Below are 20936 nucleotides of genomic sequence, written 5' to 3'. Positions count from 1 at the left end.
TGATTGGAAGCGCAGCCCCCCACGGTGGCGGCGACCATGGTAATAATGCCCAAGCGTTGCCAGATTCGCGTATATGCTGGACGCAGGTTCGCGGTCCGGCCCGGAAATCCGGACGCGCATGTGGGAGAGGGCATGACTTTGCGTTTACCGCGGAAACTGGTGGTCAAGATTCGTATCCTCGCCGCGGCTCTGTCGGCCTTAGCTTTGGTTGTGGTTTCGGCCGCGCCGGCGGAAGCGCAGCAGCGTCGCCTCCAGTTCATCCGCGACGCCGAGATCGAACATATCATCCGCACTTACGCGGGGCCAATCTTCGAAGCCTCCGGGATCAACGGAGACAGCGTCGAGATCGCGCTGGTCAAGGACAACTCCCTGAACGCCTTCGTGGCCGGCGGCATGAACCTGTTCATCCATACCGGCCTGCTTCAGGAAAGCGAGAACCCGGACGAGCTGATCGGCGTGATCGCGCACGAGATCGGCCACATCGCCGGCGGCCACCTGATCCGCTCGCAGGAGGCGATGGAGGGGGCCTCGGCCCAGGCCATCCTGTCGGCGCTGCTCGGCATCGGCGCAGCACTGGCGACCGGCGAGGCCGGCGCCGGCGCGGCCATCCTCGGCGGCGGGCAGGAAATGGCCCGGCGCTCCTACCTGGCCTACAGCAGGGCCCAGGAAAGCACGGCGGACCAGGCGGCGCTCGGCTACATGGACCAGGCGGGCGTCTCCGCCCGCGGGCTGCTCAGCTTCCTGGAGAAGCTGGCCGGACAGGACCTGCGGCCGACCGATCGCCAGGACGCCTTCGTCCGCACCCATCCGCTGACCCAGGACCGGATCGAAAGCGTCCGCCACCATGTCGAGCATTCGAGCGTGTCGGACCGGAAGGCGCCGGCCGAGTATGTCGAGATGCATGCCCGGATGAAGGCAAAGCTGCTGGGCTTCATCCAGCCCCAGATCGCCCTCCATCGCTACCGCGAATCCGATACCGACGTGGCTCCGCGCTACGGCCGGGCGATCGCGCTGTACCAGCGCGGCGACATCAGGCAGGCGCTTCCCCTGATCGACCAGCTCATCAAGGAGGAGCCGCAGAACCCGTTCTTTTACGAATTGAAGGGGCAGGTGCTGCTGGAGAACAGTCGGGTGCCTGAGTCGATCCCCCCCTACCGCAAGGCGGTCGAGCTGCTGCCGGACTCGGCGCTGCTGCGAAGCTCCCTGGCCCATGCCCTGATCGAGGCCAACGACAACTCCCTGCTCGACGAGGCGCTGAAGCACCTGAAAGCGGCGGCATCGAGGGAGCCGCGCACCCCCTTCACCTGGCGCCTGATCGCCACCGTCTACGGCCGCGAGAACCAGCAGGGCATGCTGTCCTACGCCCTGGCGGAGGAGGCCATGGCGCGCGGCGACCGGGCGGTCGCACGGTTCCACGCGGAGAAGGCGGAGAACCAGCTCCCCGCCGGGTCGCCCGGCTGGATCCGCGCCCAGGATATCCGGACCGCCACCGAACGCCTGCCGACACGCTGAACCGTCCGTCATCAGGCCGGGAAACCGGCCGCCCCAGTCCGGGACACCGGCCGCGAGAAGGCTTGTCGCCGGGCTTCCGATTCGCCATCGTGCGGAAAGCCCTTTTCGGAGAATACCTGATGCACCGCCCAGCATTCCTGCCCCGCCTGATCGCCGCAGCCGCCCTGTCGGCCCTGGTCGGCCTCGCGTCGCCGACGGGCGCCGGTGCCCAGCAGCCGGCGCCCGACACACCCTTGGGCAAGGCGGCGATCGAGCAGATCGTGCGCGACTACCTGCTCGCCCATCCGGAGGTCCTGGTCGAATCGCTGACGGCCTTCCAGGAGCGGCAGGAGGCCGCGCAGGCGGAGGCCCAGCGCGGCGCGCTGGCCAGCCGCCAGGAGGAGCTTTTCCGCAACCCGGCCTCGCCGGTCGCCGGCAACCCGCAGGGCGACGTGACGCTGGTGGAGTTCTTCGATTACCAGTGCGGCTACTGCAAGGCGGTCCATGCCGATGTCCGCCGGCTGCTGGAGTCGGACGGCAAGCTGCGGCTGGTCTACAAGGAGTTCCCGATCCTCGGCCCGGCGTCGCTGACGGCCTCGCGGGCGGCGCTGGCGGCCCACCGCCAGGGCAAGTACGACGCGCTGCACGTGGCGCTGATGGAGAACCGCGGCCAGCTCGACGACGACAAGATCTTCCGCATCGCCAATTCGGTCGGCCTGGACATGGAGCGGCTGAAGAAGGACATGGAATCGCCGGAGATCCAGGAGGCGCTCCAGCGGAACCTGCGGCTCGCCAGCGAACTGAACATCCGCGGCACCCCGGCTTTCGTGGTCGGCGACCAGATCATCCCCGGTGCCGTCGGCCTCGACCGCCTGAAGGAGCTGGTCGCCGCGGGACGCGCCGGCTGACCGGTCCGGAGATGTCGCCGCCGGCGCCGGACCCTGGATGGGTTCGGCGCCGGTGGCCGGCGGTCACTCCGCGTCGGCCTGCTTGGCCGGATCGGCGTCCTGGAACGCGCGAAGCTCGCGGCAGGCGGACACGATCTTCATGATACGCGGATAGGGCGACAGATCGATGTCGGCACGCTCGGCGTTGTAGACCTGGGGCACCAAGCACACGTCGGCCAGGGTCGGCTGGTCGCCGTGGCAGAAGGTACCGGTCCCGGCGGCCGGTGTCAGGGTCCGCTCCAGCGCCGTCAGCCCCTCGACGACCCAGTGCCCGTACCACTCGTTCTTCGCCTCGTCGGAAGCCTTCATCGGCCCGACCAGATAGCGCAGCACGCGCAGATTGTTCAGAGGGTGTATGTCGCACGCGATCGCCTGGGCGATGGCGCGTACGCGCGCCCGCTCGATCGGGTGCTTGGGCAGCAGGCTCGGCTCGGGGTTGGTCTCTTCCAGGTACTCGATGATGGCGAGCGACTGGGTCAGGACATGCGGGCCGTCGATCAGCATGGGAACCATGCCCTGCGGGTTCAGCGCGCCATATTCGGGCGCGGACTGCTCCCCCTTGCGCAGGTGGACGAACCGGTGGTCGACCTCAAGCCCTTTCAGATTAAGGGCGATTCGAACCCGGTAGGCCGCCGACGACCGGAAATAACCAAAAAGCTTCATTAACGATACTCCGCTCCTTCGCGGTTGCGGGATGCCGCCCGTCCGCGCATCTGTTAGTATATCAAGTCACCCAGCATCCGCACCTAGCCGCACGGTCGCACCCTTCAATATCACAAGGCCCGACTCCATGCCGAGATCTGCCGACCCCAGCATCGCCGTGTTCGACATCGGCGGTGTTCTCATCGACTGGAACCCTCGATACCTGTACCGCAAGCTGTTCGCGGAAGATACCGCCGCCATGGAGGAATTCCTCGCGACCGTCTGTACGCCCGACTGGAACCTGCGGCAGGACGCCGGGCGTCCGTGGAAGGAGGCGGTCGAGGAGCTGAGCGCCCGGCACCCCGAGAAGGCCGAGCTGATCGCGGCCTACGACCTGGAATGGGACGAGATGGTGCCGGGTCCCATCCCAGACACCGCCGACATCGTGTGGGAGCTGAAGCGACGCGGGAAGCCCGTGTACTGCATCACCAACTTCTCGGTGGACAAGCTCGAACGGGCACGCCGCCGCTTCGACGTGCTGAACGCCTTCGACGGCATCGTCGTGTCGGGCGAAGTTCGCCTGTTGAAACCCGATCCCGCGATCTATCGCCGCCTGCTGGACGACCACGGCCTGTCGGCGGGTGACACGCTGTTCATCGACGACGTGGAGAAGAACGTCGAGGGCGCCCGCGATGTCGGCATGCACGCGGTCCGGTTCATCGATGCCGGGACGCTGCGCCGGGACCTGGCCCGGTACGGGATGCTCTGATCCCTGCCGGCGCAGTCTCGCTTTCCGCGCACCCTCTCCCCGAGCCAGCCCGACCGATCGGACGATGACAATCCGCCGCACCGATCGATGCCGACACAAACATGTATTAACCGTATATGTTTTATCGATCAGTCGCGCATTCGAACCGGAAGGGAAGATCAATGCTGTCAGCGAAAACGGTCCAGGTGGTCAAGGCAACCGTCCCGGCGCTCAGGGAAAAGGGGCTGGATATTACCCGCAGGATGTATCAGATCCTGTTCACCAACCCGGAGATCCGGGACCTCTTCAACCAGTCCCACCATGGCGAGACCGGGTCGCAGCCCAGGTCGCTGGCGCTGGCCGTGCTGACCTATGCCGAGAACATAGACCGGCTGGAGGTGCTGGGCCCGATGGTGGAGCGTATCGCCCAGAAGCATGTGGCGCTCAGCATCCTGCCCGAGCATTACCCCCATGTCGGGACCGCTTTGCTCCAGGCGATCCGCGACGTGCTGGGCTCCGCCGCCACGGACGAGATCATGGACGCCTGGGCGGAGGCCTACCAGTTCCTCGCCGACGTGCTGATCGGCCGTGAAACGGTGCTCTACGGCGATCAGGCGTCGCAGCCCGGCGGCTGGCTCGGCTATCGCGACTTCGTGATCGACCGCGTCACGGCCGAGAGCGACATCATCAGGTCGTTCTACCTGAAGCCCGCCGACGGCGGCCCGCTGATGGCCTTCAAGCCCGGCCAGTACCTGACTTTTCGCTTCGACCTGCCGGGCCACGGCTCCGTCGTCCGGAACTACAGCCTGTCCTGCGCTCCCGGGGCCGGCCATTACCGCATCAGCGTGAAGCGCGAACCGGCGCCGGCCGGCAATCCAGAAGCCGGCCCCGGCCTGGTTTCCGGTTTCCTGCACGACCACGGCGTTCCCGGCCTGGTGCTGAAGGTCGCGGCGCCGGCCGGCGACTTCTTCCTCGACGATCCGGTCGCGGAACGCCCGGTGGTCCTGCTGAGCGGCGGCGTCGGCCTCACCCCCATGGTCAGCATGCTCGACAGCATCGTGGCCGCCGGCGCCGGGCGGCCGACCTGGTTCGTCCACGGCACCCGGTGCGGTGCCCACCACGCCATGAAGGACCATGTCAGGACCGTCGCCGCCACGCATCCCGGCGTCAGGGCCGTGACCTTCTATGAGCAGCCCCGCCCGCAGGACGTGCCCGGCCGCGACTTCGACCATGCCGGCATGATCACCCCGGAATGGCTGGGCCAGGCCGTGCCGCACGCCGATGCCGACTTCTATTTCTGCGGTCCGAAGCCCTTCATGAGGCTGCTGGCCCGGACTCTGACCGATCTCGGCGTGGCCCGGGACCGACTGCACTACGAGTTCTTCGGTCCGGCGGACGAGCTTTACGCCTGAATCCCGCGGACGGTGCCGCCCCGCGGGCACCGTCCCTTCTGCGAAGCGCTCGCAGCAAGATTCCAATAGGCTACCGCTCGACCCACCAAATATGTTCAAATTCTGGACTTTTTGAGGCACAATCTTATTCTCGACCAATGATTTCATTTGCACCAAGGCCCTCTACGGGGTTCATGATGCCGAATGCCGGGATTTAGCGCAAAAGAAGCCCGCAGCAGGTGAAACCTTGTCAAAGGAATTTCCCATGACCGCTCACCCTGCCGAGATGGAAGTCGCGACCGCGAGCCGACCGGACCAGAGGCCCGATCCCAGGCAGCCCGACCAGGACCCGACCCGCGACCTGCCCGCCGCCACCGCCCTGATCCTGGAGGATTACCTGCCCTACCGGCTGTCGGTGCTGTCGAATACCGTCAGCCGGGCGCTCGCCCGCCTTTACGAGCAGCGATTCGGGCTGACCGTCGCGGAATGGCGGATCATGGCCGTGCTGGCGCGGTTCGGCCCGCTGTCGGCCAACGCGGTCTGCGACCGCACGGCCATGGACAAGGTGCAGGTGAGCCGGGCCGTCGCCCGCGCCGTGGACGGCGGGCTGGTCGACCGCGGAATCGATTCGGTGGACCGGCGCCGGTCGGTTCTGACCTTGACCGCCAAGGGGCGAGGCATCCACGACCAGATCGTGCCCCTGGCGGCCAATCTCCAGACCCACCTGCTGGCCTCGCTGACGGCGGAGGAGAACGTCCAGCTCTACGACATGCTCGCCCGACTCCAGGCCCGGGCGCGGGAGTTGCACGGCCCCTTGGACGAGGAGTAAGGGAGCGGCCCGGTTGCGGCCGGATGCGGGGCGCTGAACGGCAAGTGCTGGAGATCGGCGACGGACGCGGCTTTTCCGTCACAGGTCGGCCAAGATACTTCGAAATCGTGGTGATTTCGCCGCAGGCCGGTCCCGGGCGCCGCGCGGCCATTGCCGAAGGATCGACAAGTGCTATAAACGCGCCAACGCAACCGCAGCCGGAAAGCCGCTTCCCTTGGCGATCGAGCCCTCAGTCCTGATCCTCAACGGTCCAAACCTGAACATGCTCGGCGTCCGTGAGCCGACCATCTACGGGACGGAGACCCTCGACGACATTGAGGCGCTGTGCCTGGAGCACGCCGAGTCGCTCAACATCGCGATCGATTTCCGGCAGTCCAATCTGGAAGGCGAGCTGGTATCCTGGATCCAGCAGGCCCGCGGCGAGCACGACGGCATCATCCTGAACGCGGCGGGCTATACGCACACCTCGGTCGCGATCATGGACGCCCTCTCGGTCGCCGAGCTTCCGGTTGTCGAGGTGCATCTGAGCAATATTTTCCGGCGCGAGGCCTTCCGCCACCATTCCTATGTGTCGCCTGTCGCGAAGGGTGTCATCTGCGGCTTCGGCGCGCATGGCTACCTTCTCGCGCTGGACGCGTTGGCGCGGCTGATCGATGCCGACCTGAATGACGGGAACTGACATGGCGACTTTCGACATCGATGGTGAACTGGTCCGCAAGCTCGCGGGCCTGCTGGACGAAACGGGGCTGACCGAGATCGAGTTCGCCGAAGGCGAGAAGCGCATCCGGGTCACCAAGGGCGGCGGCGCGCCGGCGTTCTTCTCCCACGCCCCGGCCGGGGCCGCTCCCGCCCCGGCGGCAGCGGCCGCCCCGACCTCGGCGCCGGCCGCCCTCGGCGTGTCGAGCCACCCCGGCGCGCTCACCTCGCCGATGGTCGGCACCGCCTACACCTCGCCGGAGCCGGGAGCGGCCCCGTTCGTGCGCGTCGGCGACACGGTCAAGGCCGGCCAGACCGTGCTGATCATCGAGGCGATGAAGGTGATGAACCCGATCAAGGCCCCGAAGGCCGGGACGATCGCCCAGGTTCTCGTCGAGGATGCCCAGCCGGTCGAGTTCGGCGAAGTCCTCCTGATCATCGAATAAGGGACCATCCCGTTGTTCGAAAAGGTTCTGATCGCCAACCGAGGCGAAATCGCGCTCCGCATCCACCGCGCCTGCCGCGAGATGGGGATCCAGACCGTCGCCGTCCATTCCACGGCCGACGCCGACGCCATGCATGTGCGGCTCGCCGACGAGGCGGTCTGCATCGGCCCTGCGTCGGCCCGCGAGAGCTACCTGAACATTCCGGCGATCCTGACCGCCGCGACCATCACCGGCGCCGACGCCATCCACCCCGGCATCGGCTTCATGTCGGAGAACGCCCAGTTCGCCCAGATGGTGGAGGAGCACGGCTTCACCTTCATCGGGCCGACGCCCGAGCATATCCGCATCATGGGTGACAAGGTCACCGCCAAGAAGACGGTGCTGGAGCTGGGGCTGCCCGTGGTGCCCGGCTCGTCCGGCCCGGTCGACACGCTGGAGGAGGCGGTCGAGGTCGCCGACCGCACCGGCTACCCGGTGCTGATCAAGGCGGCGGCCGGCGGCGGCGGCAAGGGCATGAAGGTGGCCTATTCGGCCGACCAGCTGCGCGAGGCGTACCAGCTCGCCCGCGGCGAGGCCCGCGCCGCCTTCGGCAACGACCAGGTCTACATGGAGCGGTACCTGTCCCGGCCGCGCCATATCGAGATCCAGCTGCTGGGCGACATGCACGGCAACGCCGTCCATTTCGGCGAGCGCGACTGCTCGATCCAGCGGCGCCACCAGAAGGTCATCGAGGAGGCACCCTCGCCGGCGCTGAACGCGACCCAGCGCGCCTTCATCGGCGATCTAGCCGCCCGCACCACCTCCGAGCTGGGTTACCGCGGCGTCGGCACCATGGAGTTCCTGTTCGAGGACGGGGAGTTCTTCTTCATCGAGATGAACACCCGCCTCCAGGTCGAGCACACGATCACCGAGATGATCACCGGCATCGACCTGGTCCGCGAGCAGATCCGCGTCGCGACCGGCGCGCCGCTGGGATACGCCCAGGACGACATCCGCTTCCACGGACACTCGATCGAGTGCCGGGTGAACGCCGAGCACCCGGAAACCTTCGTTCCCTCCCCCGGCAGGATCAACGGCTATCATGCGCCTGGCGGACTGGGCGTGCGGGTGGACAGCGCGCTCTACGACGGCTACCGCGTGCCGCCGCACTACGACAGCCTGATCGCCAAACTGGTGGTCCACGGCACCACGCGCAACGAATGCATGATGCGCCTGCGCCGCGCGCTGGAGGAGTTCGTGATCGGCGGCGTCGACACCAGCCTGCCGCTGCACCGCCGGATCATCGCCGAAAGCAACTTCATCAACGGCGACTACGACATCCACTGGCTGGAACAGCTGATGAAGCTGAAATAGCCGGCATCCGCAGGGTTGCCCGGCGGGAGGGTGCGCGTCCCGCGCACCCTGGGCGGCGAGACGCCGCCCCTCCGCACTCCTATTCGGCGGCCTGGACGGCCGGCTCGAACAGGTCACGGAGACGGTCCATGGTGATCTTCTCCGGCGCGTACTCGGTCAGGGCGCCGGCCTCGACCTTCGCTTCGATCCCGTCCAGGGTCTCGTCGATCCGGTCGAACGGCATGCCGAACAGGTCGAAGATCGAGTAGCGCCACCATTGCAGCCGGACCAGGCGTTCGACGGTCGCTTCGGGAAAACGCATGCGCTTCACCGTGGCCGGGGTTCCGGCGACGATGGAATAGGCCGGCACGTCCTTGACCACCACGGACCGGCCGGCGACGATCGCGCCGTCGCCGATGGTGACCCCCGCCTTGATGAACACGCCCTGCCCGATCCAGACATCGTTGCCGATCGTCGTGATCTTGCAGGCGTCCTTGAACGGCACGCGCTGGCGCCTGATCTCGTCCACCCTGTCCGGGGCGCAGAAACGCGCCCAGTCGTGAAGGTCGGCGACATGGGTGACCCGCGAACTGGTCAACCAATCGACCGGATGCTCGTTCGACCCGATCATGACTTCCGGCGCGATCGAGCAGTAGCGCCCGACCCGCACATTGCCGATCTTGCCGCCGGCGATCGAGCAGAAGGCGCCGACCTGGATGATCGTCTTCGCGGCGATATGGGCCTGGACCATGGTCGGCGGCTCGAAGAACGATGTCTGGTTGAGCGTCAGGACGCCGCGGGTCTGAGGCAATTTCAATCCCAAGGTCGCCAGACCGGCAACCGGATTGGTCCCAAAGTCGACAGTCACGAAACTCATGATTTGCCTCAAATATATTGCAATTCTGAATTGACCGTCTATTATCGAAGTAATCGGCTTTACAAAGGGTTTATGGGCGCATGCAGCCCAGTACACTTGTGGGGCCTTTTATGCCTGGGCCGCTTTCACCGAACGGTCGATGATCGCCGCCGGCAGCTCTATGGTCACGGTGGTTCCCTCCCCCACGACGCTCACGATGCGCAACGTGCCGTCATGCAGGTCGACGAGGGCCTGGACCAGCGGCATGCCCAGGCCCGTGCCGCCGTACCGGCGCGACAGGACCGGCTCGGCCTGCCAGAACGGCTCGCAGACACGCGTCAGGTTGGCCGGATCGATCCCGATCCCGCTGTCCGCCACGGTGAGGACGACCCGGTCCCCGAGGGGCGCCGCGCTGACCGTCACCGTACCGCCCGCCGGCGTGAACTTCAGCGCGTTGGACAGCACGTTCAGGAGAATCTGGCGGACCGCCCGTGGGTCGGCCTTCAGGGCCGGGCAGCCGGCGTCGATCGCGATGCTCAGGCTCAGCTTGCGCTCGCGCGCGGTCGAGGAAACCTGGCGGGCGCAAGCCTCCAGCATGTGGCGGACGTCCAGGATCTCCGGGTTGATGGCGTGCCGGCCGGCGTCGATCTCGGTCAGGTCGAGCAGATCGTTGATGATCTGGAGCAGCTGGTTGCCGCTCCCGTGGATCTCGCGTGCGTAGTCGCCAAGCGGCGCCCCCTTGGCCACCGACGCCGGATCGTCCCGGATCAGCTCGGAGAAGCCGATGATCGCGTTGAGCGGCGTGCGCAGCTCGTGGCTCATGGTCGACAGGAACTGGGACTTGGCCCGGCTCCCCTCCTCCGCGCGGATCAGGGCTCCGCGCAGTTCGTCGGCATAGCGCGCCCTCTCGCGAAGCGCCGCGTCGAACGCCTTGAGGAACTGGTTGGTCCTGGCGACCAGCAGACCCAGTTCGTCGGAATCGTGGCCGGGCGGAACCTCGACGAGATGGCTGCCGGGCGACTGGGCGTCGATCCGGGTGAAATCCTTGCTGATCGCCAGGATCGGCTTGGTCACCATGAAATGGAACATGGCGGTGAGCAGCAGCCCCAGCGCCAGGTTGCGGAACAGGCCGCTGATCAGGGTGGATCGCGCCCGGTCCAGGAAAGCCGTCGCGACGATGTGGCTGTCGACGGCGACGTAGAGCTTGCCGATCTCCAGCCTCGGCCGGTTCACAGGCTCGTAATAGAGCGGCACCGTGATATCGAGCGACTTGCCGAACAGCCATTCGGAAAAAAGCCGCAGCCGGGTTTCCATGAGCGGCCGTTCGCGCACCGCCAGCCGCGCCCCGAACTCGTCCTGGATCCGCGCCTGGTAGATCGGCTGGTAGCTCAGGAGGCCCTTGAGGACGTCGGATGCCAGGGAGGAATCGAGGTCGTAGGCGGCCTTTGCCGCGGCTTCCGCGATAATCTGGGTGACCTCCTCCAGCGTGCGGCGCTGGACTTCCCGCTCGCGCCGGGCATCGTCTATGAGGTCGAGGGCGCTTACGAAGGTCCCCAGGAGGATTGCGACGATGACCGTGTTGCGGGCCTGCCGGAAGGAAAGCCGGTCGAATAGGCGAGCCATCGTCCTCACATGTCCGCAGCCAGTCCGGGTGAGCCCTCCGCCCCGGAGGGTCTCCGGGACGAGGCGCCGCCCGGGTCTTCCTGCGCATGAAGCGACCCCGACGGTATCAGGCAGTTGAGCTCAATTAGGTTAAGCCAAAGTTTAATAAATTACTTCCTATCCGACGAGGGTCAAGACCCGAGGCTGTTCGACTCGTTCAGCAGCTGCGTCAGCCTCTCCTTCAACTGGTTCACCTGGCTTCTCACGACCACGGCGCTGTTGTCGAGCACGAGCGCCAAGCCGCGTGTCTCGCTGGCATCCTCGGAAACGGCGGTGATCCGCTCCGACACCTCGCCGGTGCCGTTCGCCGCCGACATCGCGTTTTGGCTGATCGACTCGGTCGCGCTGCCCTGGTCGGTGACCGCGCCCGTGATCAGCTCCGCGATCGCGTCGATCCGGCTGATCACCTCCTGGACCTCGTGGATGTGGGCGATGACGATCTCTGCGGCGCTCTGGACCGCGACGATCTGGCCGCTGATCCGGTCGGTCGCCTGCCCGGTCTGGGTCGCCAGCACCTTCACCTCGCTCGCCACGACGGCGAAGCCCTTGCCCGCCTCCCCGGCGCGTGCCGCCTCGATGGTGGCGTTCAAGGCCAGCAGGTTGGTCTGGCTGGCGATGCCGGTGATCAGCTTGGCCGCCTCCCCGATGTTGCTCGCGGCGTCGGCCAGCTTCGCCACGACCCGCTGGGTCTGCTCGCCCTGCCCGACCGCCCGCTTGACGATGTCCGAGACCTCGGCGACCTGTGAGCCGATCTCCCGGGAGGCGGTCGCCAGTTCCTCGGTCGAGGTGGCGACGGTCTGCACGTTGGCCGTCGCGTCGCGTGCCGCCTCCGCGACGCCGGCCGACTGCTCGCCCGTGCGGCGCGCCGCGGCGTTCAGCCGCTCCGCCAGGTCGGCGATGCCGGCGGCCTGCTCGATCACGGCCATGACGGTGGACTGGACCTCCGCTTCCAGGGAGCTCGCGAGGGTGGCGAGGCGGGCGGCGAACTCCTCCTTGCGCCGACGCTCCTTGATCTCGTCTTCGGCCTTGAGGCGCTCCATCTCCTCCGCATTGCTCCGGAACACCTCGATCGCCCGCGCCATGGCGCCGATCTCGTCGCGGCGCATCGCTCCCGGCACGCTGGAGGACCGGTCGCCGGTCGCCAGCCGCTGCATGGCGCGCTCGATCGAGCGCAGCGGCACCGTGATGCTGCGGACCAGCACCAGGCTGAGCAGGAGGAACAGCACGATGATGCCGGCCCCGGCGATCAGCCCGGTCCGGCCGGTCGCGTCCCGGACATAGTCCTTGTCGGTCCGGGCCGCCTCCATCCCGGCGCTGGCGAAATCGAACAGGCCGGCGAACCGGCCGGGCATCGCGGCCAGGGCGGCGTTGAACGCGGACACTTCCCGGACCAGCTTGCCCTGGTGCTCCACCAGCGCCGCGAGGTCGGCGCGATAGACGGCCCCGAGGCTGACCAGCGCCTCCTGGGTCGGCACGTCGAGGCCCGACCCCATCATGCCGAACTCGAACTCCCGGAACGCCTTCTTATGGGCGCCCATGACGCCCATGTCGCCGTAGAGCAGGAAATCCTTCTCGATGACCCGCATGGTCAGCATGCGAACATAGGTTTGCGCCACCATGCCGATCGGCCACTTGCGCAGTTCGGTCTCGACGGCGTTGACCGAGGCGCGCAGCTTTCCCCGAAGGCCGCTGTCTTCGTCCAGGCCCATGACCTCCAGGGTCTTCTCCACGGCGGCGAAGCGTTCCGCCGCGTCGCGCAGGGTCGAACGCATGCCGTCGACCTGGTCCGCGGCACTGCCGGTCGCGGCATGGGCGGCGACCCGGTCGAGCAGGCGGTCGACCTCGACGGCGCCGGCGCGGAAGCCGGCGGCGGCGCGGGAATCCCGATTGGCGATGAAGTCCCGCGCCTGGATCTGGAGATCGGCGACCCGCCGCTCCGCCGAAGCCGCGAGCACGACGAGGTCCCCGAAGGAACCGAGCCGGCCCGTCGCCTGGTTCATGTGCCGGTCGGCCAGCAGGAACAGCCCGACCATGACGATCACGGTGGCGAGGGCGACGATCACCAGCATACCGACGCGCGTGCCGATCGCCAGGCGGGACAGGATGCCGGGCCGGTCGTCAGCCTCGGACGATCCGGGCAGAAGAATCGACACCTCCGACCCTGTCATTCCGTAAATAATGGCCGCATTTGACATGGTATTCACGATCCAGAAACAGGAATGTCATAAAACTGTCTTCTTACATACAGTTTTCGACATCCATAGGCAAGATGATTATTCATCTATTACATGCAGACTCATGGACCCCTTTCCTAAACAAATCCTTTCCAATTCTTCGATGGCCGATTTGTCGCGCCCTATACTGCCGGACCCCGCCATGGGCCTGCGGCACCCTCCCAAGCGGGTCCTCCATGGGGGTCCGGTAGAGCTCTCCCCAATCCCGGCGGCGACCTATATAGTATCCCGGCGAGTTCGGCCCGGAGCGGGAGACGACGACATCATAATGACTGGTTTGACGGCACAGCTTCTGCTGCGAGCCTATGCCGCCGGGATTTTCCCCATGGCGGAGAGTGCGGAATCCGACGAACTCTACTGGTTTGACCCCGAACAGCGCGGCATCCTGCCGCTCGACGACATGCATGTCCCGCGCCGCCTGCGCCGGACCGTCCGGAGCGGGCGTTTCGAGGTCCGCGTCGACAGCGATTTCCACGGCGTCATCCAGGGCTGCGCCGAAGCGACCCGGGACCGGCCGAAGACCTGGATCAACGGCGAGATCATCCGGCTCTATTCGGTCCTGTTCGACCTGGGCTTCGCCCACTCCGTCGAGTCGTGGCGCGACGGCCAGCTCGTGGGCGGGCTCTACGGCGTGGCGCTGGGCGGCGCCTTCTTCGGGGAAAGCATGTTCAGCCGGGAGACCGACGCCAGCAAGGTGGCGCTGGTCCATCTGGTCGCACGCCTGCGCCGCAACGGCTTCACCCTGCTGGACACCCAGTTCGTGACCGAGCACCTCAGCCAGTTCGGCACGGTGGAGATCCCCCGGTCAAGCTATCGGGCGCAGCTCGCCCGCGCGCTCCAGGTCACGCCCGACTTCACCGCCGGGACCGAGCAGGAGGTGATCGACGCCTATTTGCAGTCGATCACCCAGATATCGTAGACCGGGTGCTCCAGCGCGGAGAGCGCGGGGCTGGAGGCGAACATCCAGCCGCTGAACAGCGCCTCGGTCGCCTCGTCCGGCCGTTCCTCCAGGATCTCCAGGAACGCCGCCGATTCCGGCGGCTCGACCGGCGACGCCTTGCGGCAGGTCTGCGCGGTGATGCGCAGGGAGCCGAACTCGACCGGCTGGCCGACCGGCACCTCGATCGTCACGACTCGGGCGGTCACCTTGTCCAGCCCCTGGAGCACGGCATGGGGCATGCTCTCCATCCCTTCCGACGCGCCGGTCTGCGCCGAGGCGGGCACCGCCAGGGCTGCGAAGGCCAGGACCGCGAAGGCAGTGCCGGCGATGCCGGCCGCGATGTTCCGTCTGTCCATCAACTCTCTCGTTCGCTGGGCCATCCGCCGTCAGTCGCCCGGCCTGTCGGCGGCGAACCGCAGGCGGACATAGTCGGCGTACCAGGTGCCGTCGGATTTCAACAGGTGCGGGGCGATCGCCGCCATCACCTCGTTCAGGACGGCGCTCCGCTCCCCCTCCGGCACGGCGGCGAGGAAGCTGCCGGCGAAGGTCGCGAGCCAGCCGGCCATCCCGGTCGGCAAGGGCGTCGGCCGCTCGATCAGCTCGCAAGAGCGTACCTGGAATCCTGCCGCCGCCAGCCTGGCGGCATAATCCGCCGGCGTCGGGAAGAACCAGGGATTTGCGGCCTTGCCGTCGATGCCGCGCCGGTCCAGCGCCGCCTCCAGCGCATCGACGATCCGCGCGACGTTGCCGGCGCCGCCGAACTCGCCGACGAACCGGCCGCCGGGTCTCAGCGCGTTCCACACCCCGGCGATCACGTCGTCCGGCCGCAGCATCCAGTGCAGCGCCGCGTTGGAGAAGACGGCATCGAACCCGCCGCCCACGGCCAGCGCATGTCCGTCCATCAGATGGACCTCGATCCCGCGCGCCCGCGCCGCCACGGTCAGCTCGGGGCTGGCATCCACGCCGACCACCCGGCAACCGGCGGCCGCGAGCTTCTCCGTCAGCGCACCGTCGCCGCAGCCCAGGTCGAGGATCCGCTCGCCCGGCCGGGGGGCCAGCAGGTCGACGACCGGCAGGCCGAGATCCGCGACGAACCGGGCGTTCTCCGCATAGCCGCAGGCATCCCAGCGCTGCGAAGGTCCGGTCCGGTCGATCATCGCCCGAAGCTCCCCGTTCACCCCATGGTCCGAACCCGCGGTCAGTTGCCCAGCAGGCCGCCGCCCGCCGCGGGGGGCGCCGGCGGGGTCTCGGCGCCCTGTCCCTGAGCCTGTCCCTGCTGTCCGCCGCTTTGCATGCTGAAGATGACCTGGCCCAGCAGCTGTTCCAGGCCGGGGGTGGACTGGGTGAAGTCGATCCGGCCGCCGGGCTGGATGAGGTCCGGGTCGCCGCCCGGCTCCAGCGCCATGTACTTGCCGCCCAGCAGGCTCTCGCTGGCGATCAGCGCGACCGTGTCCTTGGGCAGCTTGATGCTGGGATCGATGGTCATTCGGACGACGGCCAGATATGTGGCCGGATCGAGGCTCTGGCTGGTCACGGTGCCGACCTTGACGCCGCTGATGCGGACGTCGCTGCCGCTCTGCAGGCCGCCGACGCTGGAGAAGTTGGCCGAGACCTCGTAGCCCTCGACCCGCCTCAGGTCGGCGCTGGTATAGGCAAAGACCAAAAAGAAACCCGCCACGGCGATGACGACACCGCCGAGCACGGTTTCAATGGTATTCCTGCGCATTCATGATTCCTCGGTGGATGGGCCCGCGGCGACCGGCGCGTCCAGGGATCGGGCGAACGGCCGCGCGGGCGACCGGGGAGTATGCCGGGCGGTCAGCCCGGCGTCCACGGTTCATAGTCGCCGGTGGCGCGCTCCCGCTGGCCGCCCTCCAGCGTGTGGCCCGGCGGCCGGTAGGCGCCGAGGCTGCCGGTGGCGTTGGGCACGTGGGGCTTCTGCCAGGGCTTGTGGAACGCGCTGTTCTCCTTCAACGGCTCATTGACCGTGAAGTGCAGCCAGCCGTGCCATTCCGGCGGAACCTTGGTCGCTTCGGGCTCGCCGTTGTAGAGGACCCAGCGGCGCTCCCGCCGGCCCTTGGCTTTCTTTTCGCGGTAGTACACGTTGCCGAACTGGTCCGTTCCGACCAGCTCGCCGCGGCGCCACGTGAACAGGCGGATCTGCAGGTTGGACAGAAACGTATTGAAGGATATGCGTTCTTTCATGGCCGCTCGCTGACGGGTTCGAACCCGCGTTCCGCTCTTTTCGTCGCCGCGGAATATGGCACTTGGGCTTGCCCGCGTCCAGCCGGACGCAAGAGGGGGAGCCCGATATTCGCCGGCCCGCGACTCCGGTGGGGCCTGACGGCTGAATCGGCGCACCCCTGTCAACGGCTTTACGCGGGCGCCGGCCGAGGCTACGGTCTTCCATCCCGAGCCCCCTCCCCCTGAGACACCGTGTCGCTCCGACCACAGCCACCCACGACATTTTGTGGGTGAGGGAACATCGACGTCAAAATGTGGTTGCCTGCACCAGAACTTGTGGCACACTCCCACTCCAAGCACAGGATATCGTGGCCGGCCCGGACGGGCGGAGGCCGCGGTGCCACGGGGCAGCAGGAATTTTCAGCCGGCGCCGGCCAGAGACGGCGCCCGCCAGAGCCAGGGGACCACTGAGATGCGGATTGAGCGACGTTTCACGACCGAAGGAAAGGACGCCTACGACGGAATCGAGTTCCGCCGTACCACCAGCGAGATCCGCAATCCCGATGGCTCGGTCGTGTTCCAGCTCGCCGACATCGACGTCCCGGCCGACTGGAGCCAGGTCGCCTGCGACATCCTTGCGCAGAAGTATTTCCGCAAAGCCGGCATCCCCGCGGCCCTGAAGGCGGTCGAGGAGAACACGGTCCCCAGCTGGCTGTGGCGCAAGGTCGCCGACGAGGAGGCGCTGAAGCGGGTCTCCAAGGAGAACCGGCTGGTCGGCGAGACCTCGGCCCGGCAGGTGTTCGACCGGCTGGCCGGCACCTGGACCTACTGGGGCTGGCAGGGCGGCTATTTCGACGCCGAGTCGGACGCGCGCGCCTTCTTCGACGAGATGCGCTACATGCTGTGCCGCCAGATGGCGGCGCCCAACAGCCCGCAATGGTTCAACACCGGCCTGCACTGGGCCTACGGCATCGACGGCCCCGCCCAGGGCCACTACTACGTCGATTTCCGCACCGGCGAGCTGACCGCGTCCGAGTCGGCCTACGAGCACCCGCAGCCGCACGCCTGCTTCATCCAGGGCGTCCGCGACGACCTGGTCGGCGACGGCGGCATCATGGACCTGTGGGTGCGCGAGGCGCGCCTGTTCAAGTACGGCTCCGGCACCGGCTCCAACTTCTCCAAGGTCCGCGGCGACGGCGAGAAGCTGTCGGGCGGCGGCCGGTCCTCCGGCCTGATGAGCTTCCTGAAGATCGGCGATCGCGCCGCGGGCGCCATCAAGTCCGGCGGCACCACCCGGCGCGCCGCCAAGATGGTCACGGTCGACCTCGACCACCCGGACATCGAGGCCTACATCGACTGGAAGGTCACCGAGGAGCAGAAGGTCGCGGCGCTGGTCGCCGGCTCCAAGCTCGCCTCCAAGCACATGAACGCGGTCATGGCCGCCGCCACCGAGGGATTCTCCCCGACCGACCCGAAGCGCCTGGACCCCAAGGAGAACAAGGCGCTGAAGAAGGCCGTCGTCGCCGCCCGCAAGGCGATGATCCCGGAGAACTACGTCCAGCGCGTGATCCAGTTCGCCGGCCAGGGCTACACCTCGATCCAGTTCAAGACCTACGACACCGACTGGGATTCGGAAGCCTACCTGACCGTCTCGGGCCAGAACTCCAACAATTCGGTCCGGATCTCCAACGACTTCATCGAGGCCGTGCTGGACGATGCCGACTGGCAGCTGATCCGCCGCACCGACGGCAAGGTCGCCAAGACCCTCAAGGCCCGCGACCTGTGGGAGAAGATCGGCGAAGCGGCCTGGGCCTGCGCCGATCCGGGAGTCCAGTTCGACACCACCATCAACGAGTGGCACACCTGCCCGGCGTCCGGCCGCATCAACGCGTCGAACCCGTGCTCGGAATACATGTTCCTGGACGATACGGCGTGCAATCTGGCGTCGCTGAACCTCATGACCTTCCGCAGCGCCGACGGCGAGTTCGACATCGAGTCGTTCGAGCATGCCTGCCGGCTGTGGACCGTCGTGCTGGAAATCTCCGTGCTGATGGCCCAGTTCCCGTCCAAGGAGATCGCCCAGCTCAGCTACGAGTTCCGCACGCTGGGCCTCGGCTACGCCAACCTGGGCGGCCTGCTGATGGCGGCCGGCATCTCCTATGACAGCGACGAGGGCCGCGCGCTGTGCGGCGCCATCACCGCCGTCATGACCGGCGTGTCCTACGCGACCTCGGCCGAGATGGCGCAGGAGCTGGGCACCTTCCCCGGCTACGAGATCAACCGCGACCACATGCTGCGGGTGATCCGCAACCACCGCCGCGCCGCCTATGGCGACGCGTCCGGCAACGGCCCGGAGTACGAGGGCCTGTCGGTCCTGCCGGTCGCGATCCGGGAGGGCGAGTGCCCGAACCGGGACCTGGTCGCGGCGGCCCGGCGCGCCTGGGACAATGCGCTGGAGCTGGGCGAGCTGTACGGCTTCCGCAACGCCCAGGCCACGGTGATCGCCCCCACGGGCACCATCGGCCTGGTGATGGACTGCGACACCACCGGCATCGAGCCGGACTTCGCCCTGGTGAAGTTCAAGAAGCTGGCCGGCGGCGGCTACTTCAAGATCATCAACCGGGTGGTGCCCGAGGCGCTGCGCAAGCTGGGCTACACGCCCGGGCAGATCGAATCGATCGAGCGGTACGCCGTCGGCCACGGCACGCTCAAGACCGCGCCCGGCGTCAACCACGCCGCACTGAAGGCCAAGGGCTTCACCGACGAGACGCTGAAGGCGCTGGAGCAGGGCCTCGGCAACGCCTTCGATATCAAGTTCGCCTTCAACAAGTGGTCGCTGGGCGCCGAGTTCTGCACCGAGGTGCTGGGCATCCCGGCCGCCGCGCTGGACGACTTCGGCTTCGACATGCTGGCCCACCTGGGCTTCTCGCGGGCCGAGATCGACGCGGCGAACACCTACTGCTGCGGCGCCATGACGCTGGAGGGCGCCCCGCACCTCCGCGAGGAGCACCTGTCGGTGTTCGACTGCGCCAACCCCTGCGGCCGGATCGGCAAGCGGTATCTCTCGACCGAGAGCCACATCCGCATGATGGCGGCGGCCCAGCCCTTCATCTCGGGCGCCATCTCCAAGACCATCAACATGCCGAACTCGGCCACGGTCGAGCAGTGCAAGGACGCCTACATGCTGTCCTGGCGCCTGGGCACCAAGGCCAACGCGCTGTACCGCGACGGCTCCAAGCTCAGCCAGCCTCTGTCCAGCAGCATCCTGGAAGGCGAGGACGAGTCGGAGGAAGAGGATACCGTCCAGGCCATCATCGACGCCCCGCCGGCCGAGCGGGCGCCGATGGTCGCGGAGCGGATCGTCGAGAAGGTGGTCGAGCGCATGCGCGAGCGCGCCGACCGGGAGAAGCTTCCCCACCGGCGCAAGGGCTACACTCAGAAGGCGGTGGTCGGCGGCCACAAGGTCTATCTGCGCACCGGCGAGTACGAGGACGGCCGGCTGGGCGAGATCTTCATCGACATGCACAAGGAAGGCGCCGCCTTCCGGTCGCTGATGAACAACTTCGCCATCGCGATCTCGATCGGCCTGCAGTACGGCGTGCCGCTGGAGGAATTCGTGGAAGCCTTCACCTTCGTCCGTTTCGAGCCGTCGGGTCCGGTCCAGGGCAACGACGCGATCAAGATGGCGACCTCGGTGATCGACTACATCTTCCGCGAGCTGGCGATCAGCTACCTGCAGCGCACCGACCTGTCCCACGCCACCCCGGACGACCTGTTCCCGGACAGCCTCGGCACCGGCGACGGCGAAGGCAACCTGCCCCCGGCGGCGGAGCGTTTCACCAAGGACACGCTCGACGCCGTGCAGAAGGTCGCCAGCAAGGGCTATGTCCGGTCCAACCTGCGCGTCCTGCCGGGCGGCCAGTCAACCCGCGGGGTCGCTGCCATGGCGATGGCGACGGGCAGCCAGGCGACCGCTCTGGCCGGCGGCGCCACGCTGGGCAACGAGGCGACGGCCCGCGCGCTGTCCCCCGAACAGTCCCAGCCGGCCGTCGCCGTGGCGGTCGCGACGGCGCCGGCGGCCGACCAGCGGATGGAGCGGATCCGCGAGGCCCGCGCCAAGGGTTATGAGGGCGATCCCTGTGGCGAGTGCGGGAACATGACCCTGGTTCGCAACGGCACCTGCATGAAGTGCGACACCTGCGGGTCCACGACCGGCTGCTCCTGACAGGCGCCGGGGGCGGCGGTTTCCCCGGGAACCGCCGCCCGCCATACCTGACTTGAACGGGCTTTGCCCGCCGCGGCCGGACGGCTGCGGCGGGCAAATGCGTTTCGGCCGTCCGGGGTGCCGTGCCGGCCGAAAGTCGTTTCCCGCCTGGATTCCTGTTTCCTCAAATGGCCTGCTCCGGGAAGCCACGGCGCTCCCAAATCCACCTACAGCACTTCAGCGAGACGCAGCTACCCCATAATATAATTATGGGATTGATCAGAGAGGCTGTTCGGGAAACCGCCCCGGCTAATCTCAGGAGGCACGACGAACG

Annotated in this window: 17 protein-coding genes and 1 pseudogene; 10 read left to right on the top strand and 8 right to left on the bottom strand. The window is 67.4% G+C overall.

Annotation, left to right across the window (positions count from 1 at the left end; all coding sequences use genetic code 11):
* The first annotated feature begins 132 nt into the window (after positions 1-132).
* Both JL100_RS06810 and JL100_RS06805 read left to right on the top strand, forming a co-directional pair.
* On the top strand, positions 133-1512 hold the full coding sequence (locus tag JL100_RS06810; protein ID WP_202679981.1) for a M48 family metalloprotease: 1380 nt from the start codon (positions 133-135) through the stop codon (positions 1510-1512).
* A 119-nt stretch (positions 1513-1631) separates the two neighbouring features.
* Entirely contained in the window at positions 1632-2399 is a 768-nt protein-coding gene (locus JL100_RS06805; RefSeq protein WP_202679980.1) for a DsbA family protein, read from the top strand.
* Positions 2400-2462: 63 nt separating this feature from the next.
* On the opposite strand, the gene maiA is transcribed toward JL100_RS06805, so the two are convergent.
* Positions 2463-3101 carry a maleylacetoacetate isomerase gene (gene maiA, locus JL100_RS06800; RefSeq protein WP_202679979.1) on the bottom strand — a complete coding sequence of 213 codons (639 nt, stop codon included), beginning with the start codon at positions 3099-3101 and terminating at the stop codon, positions 2463-2465.
* Between the two features lie 127 nt (positions 3102-3228).
* On the opposite strand from maiA, the gene JL100_RS06795 reads away from it, so the two are divergent.
* The 6 genes from JL100_RS06795 (at position 3229) to accC (ending at position 8543) form a co-directional block, all read left to right on the top strand.
* Complete coding sequence (locus JL100_RS06795; protein ID WP_202679978.1) at positions 3229-3849, top strand: HAD family hydrolase; 621 nt, start codon at positions 3229-3231, stop codon at positions 3847-3849.
* 161 nt (positions 3850-4010) lie between these two features.
* On the top strand, positions 4011-5240 hold the full coding sequence (gene hmpA, locus JL100_RS06790) for an NO-inducible flavohemoprotein (RefSeq protein WP_228421106.1): 1230 nt from the start codon (positions 4011-4013) through the stop codon (positions 5238-5240).
* Positions 5241-5484: 244 nt separating this feature from the next.
* Positions 5485-6048, top strand: coding sequence for a MarR family winged helix-turn-helix transcriptional regulator (locus JL100_RS06785; RefSeq protein ID WP_228421105.1), 564 nt, complete (start codon positions 5485-5487; stop codon positions 6046-6048).
* Between the two features lie 214 nt (positions 6049-6262).
* Entirely contained in the window at positions 6263-6727 is a 465-nt protein-coding gene (gene aroQ, locus JL100_RS06780) for a type II 3-dehydroquinate dehydratase (RefSeq protein ID WP_202679976.1), read from the top strand.
* Position 6728: 1 nt separating this feature from the next.
* Positions 6729-7190, top strand: coding sequence for an acetyl-CoA carboxylase biotin carboxyl carrier protein (accB, locus tag JL100_RS06775; protein WP_202679975.1), 462 nt, complete (start codon positions 6729-6731; stop codon positions 7188-7190).
* 12 nt (positions 7191-7202) lie between these two features.
* Positions 7203-8543, top strand: coding sequence for an acetyl-CoA carboxylase biotin carboxylase subunit (accC, locus tag JL100_RS06770; RefSeq protein WP_202679974.1), 1341 nt, complete (start codon positions 7203-7205; stop codon positions 8541-8543).
* A gap of 79 nt (positions 8544-8622) precedes the next feature.
* On the opposite strand, the gene JL100_RS06765 is transcribed toward accC, so the two are convergent.
* From JL100_RS06765 to JL100_RS36785, 3 genes and pseudogenes are all read right to left on the bottom strand, one after another.
* Positions 8623-9333 carry a CatB-related O-acetyltransferase gene (locus JL100_RS06765; RefSeq protein WP_202679973.1) on the bottom strand — a complete coding sequence of 237 codons (711 nt, stop codon included), beginning with the start codon at positions 9331-9333 and terminating at the stop codon, positions 8623-8625.
* 174 nt (positions 9334-9507) lie between these two features.
* Positions 9508-11001 (bottom strand): sensor histidine kinase, encoded by a 1494-nt coding sequence (locus JL100_RS06760; RefSeq protein WP_202679972.1) that lies wholly within the window; start codon positions 10999-11001, stop codon positions 9508-9510.
* A gap of 170 nt (positions 11002-11171) precedes the next feature.
* Positions 11172-12182, bottom strand: a pseudogene (locus JL100_RS36785) (methyl-accepting chemotaxis protein); the annotation flags it as partial.
* A 1360-nt stretch (positions 12183-13542) separates the two neighbouring features.
* On the opposite strand from JL100_RS36785, the gene aat reads away from it, so the two are divergent.
* Positions 13543-14193, top strand: coding sequence for a leucyl/phenylalanyl-tRNA--protein transferase (aat, locus tag JL100_RS06750; RefSeq protein ID WP_202679970.1), 651 nt, complete (start codon positions 13543-13545; stop codon positions 14191-14193).
* Here the strand turns inward: aat and JL100_RS06745 are convergent.
* The 4 genes from JL100_RS06745 to JL100_RS06730 form a co-directional block, all read right to left on the bottom strand.
* Entirely contained in the window at positions 14163-14570 is a 408-nt protein-coding gene (locus JL100_RS06745) for a DUF2155 domain-containing protein (RefSeq protein ID WP_202679969.1), read from the bottom strand. The two genes, aat and JL100_RS06745, sit on opposite strands and share 31 nt — an antisense overlap.
* 30 nt (positions 14571-14600) lie before the next feature.
* Positions 14601-15371: a class I SAM-dependent methyltransferase gene (locus JL100_RS06740; protein WP_202679968.1), complete on the bottom strand. Its 771-nt coding sequence runs from the start codon at positions 15369-15371 to the stop codon at positions 14601-14603.
* 41 nt (positions 15372-15412) lie between these two features.
* Complete coding sequence (gene mlaD, locus JL100_RS06735) at positions 15413-15940, bottom strand: outer membrane lipid asymmetry maintenance protein MlaD (RefSeq protein ID WP_202679967.1); 528 nt, start codon at positions 15938-15940, stop codon at positions 15413-15415.
* A gap of 92 nt (positions 15941-16032) precedes the next feature.
* On the bottom strand, positions 16033-16419 hold the full coding sequence (locus tag JL100_RS06730) for an NADH:ubiquinone oxidoreductase subunit NDUFA12 (RefSeq protein WP_202679966.1): 387 nt from the start codon (positions 16417-16419) through the stop codon (positions 16033-16035).
* 451 nt (positions 16420-16870) lie between these two features.
* Here JL100_RS06730 and JL100_RS06725 point away from each other — a divergent pair, with 451 nt between their 5' ends.
* Complete coding sequence (locus JL100_RS06725; protein WP_202679965.1) at positions 16871-20623, top strand: vitamin B12-dependent ribonucleotide reductase; 3753 nt, start codon at positions 16871-16873, stop codon at positions 20621-20623.
* Positions 20624-20936: the final 313 nt, after the last annotated feature.

This window comes from Skermanella mucosa (assembly GCF_016765655.2).
Taxonomy (GTDB): domain Bacteria; phylum Pseudomonadota; class Alphaproteobacteria; order Azospirillales; family Azospirillaceae; genus Skermanella; species Skermanella mucosa.
Note: the sequence above shows the minus strand (reverse complement) of the source record. Positions and strands in the feature narration are given on the sequence as shown.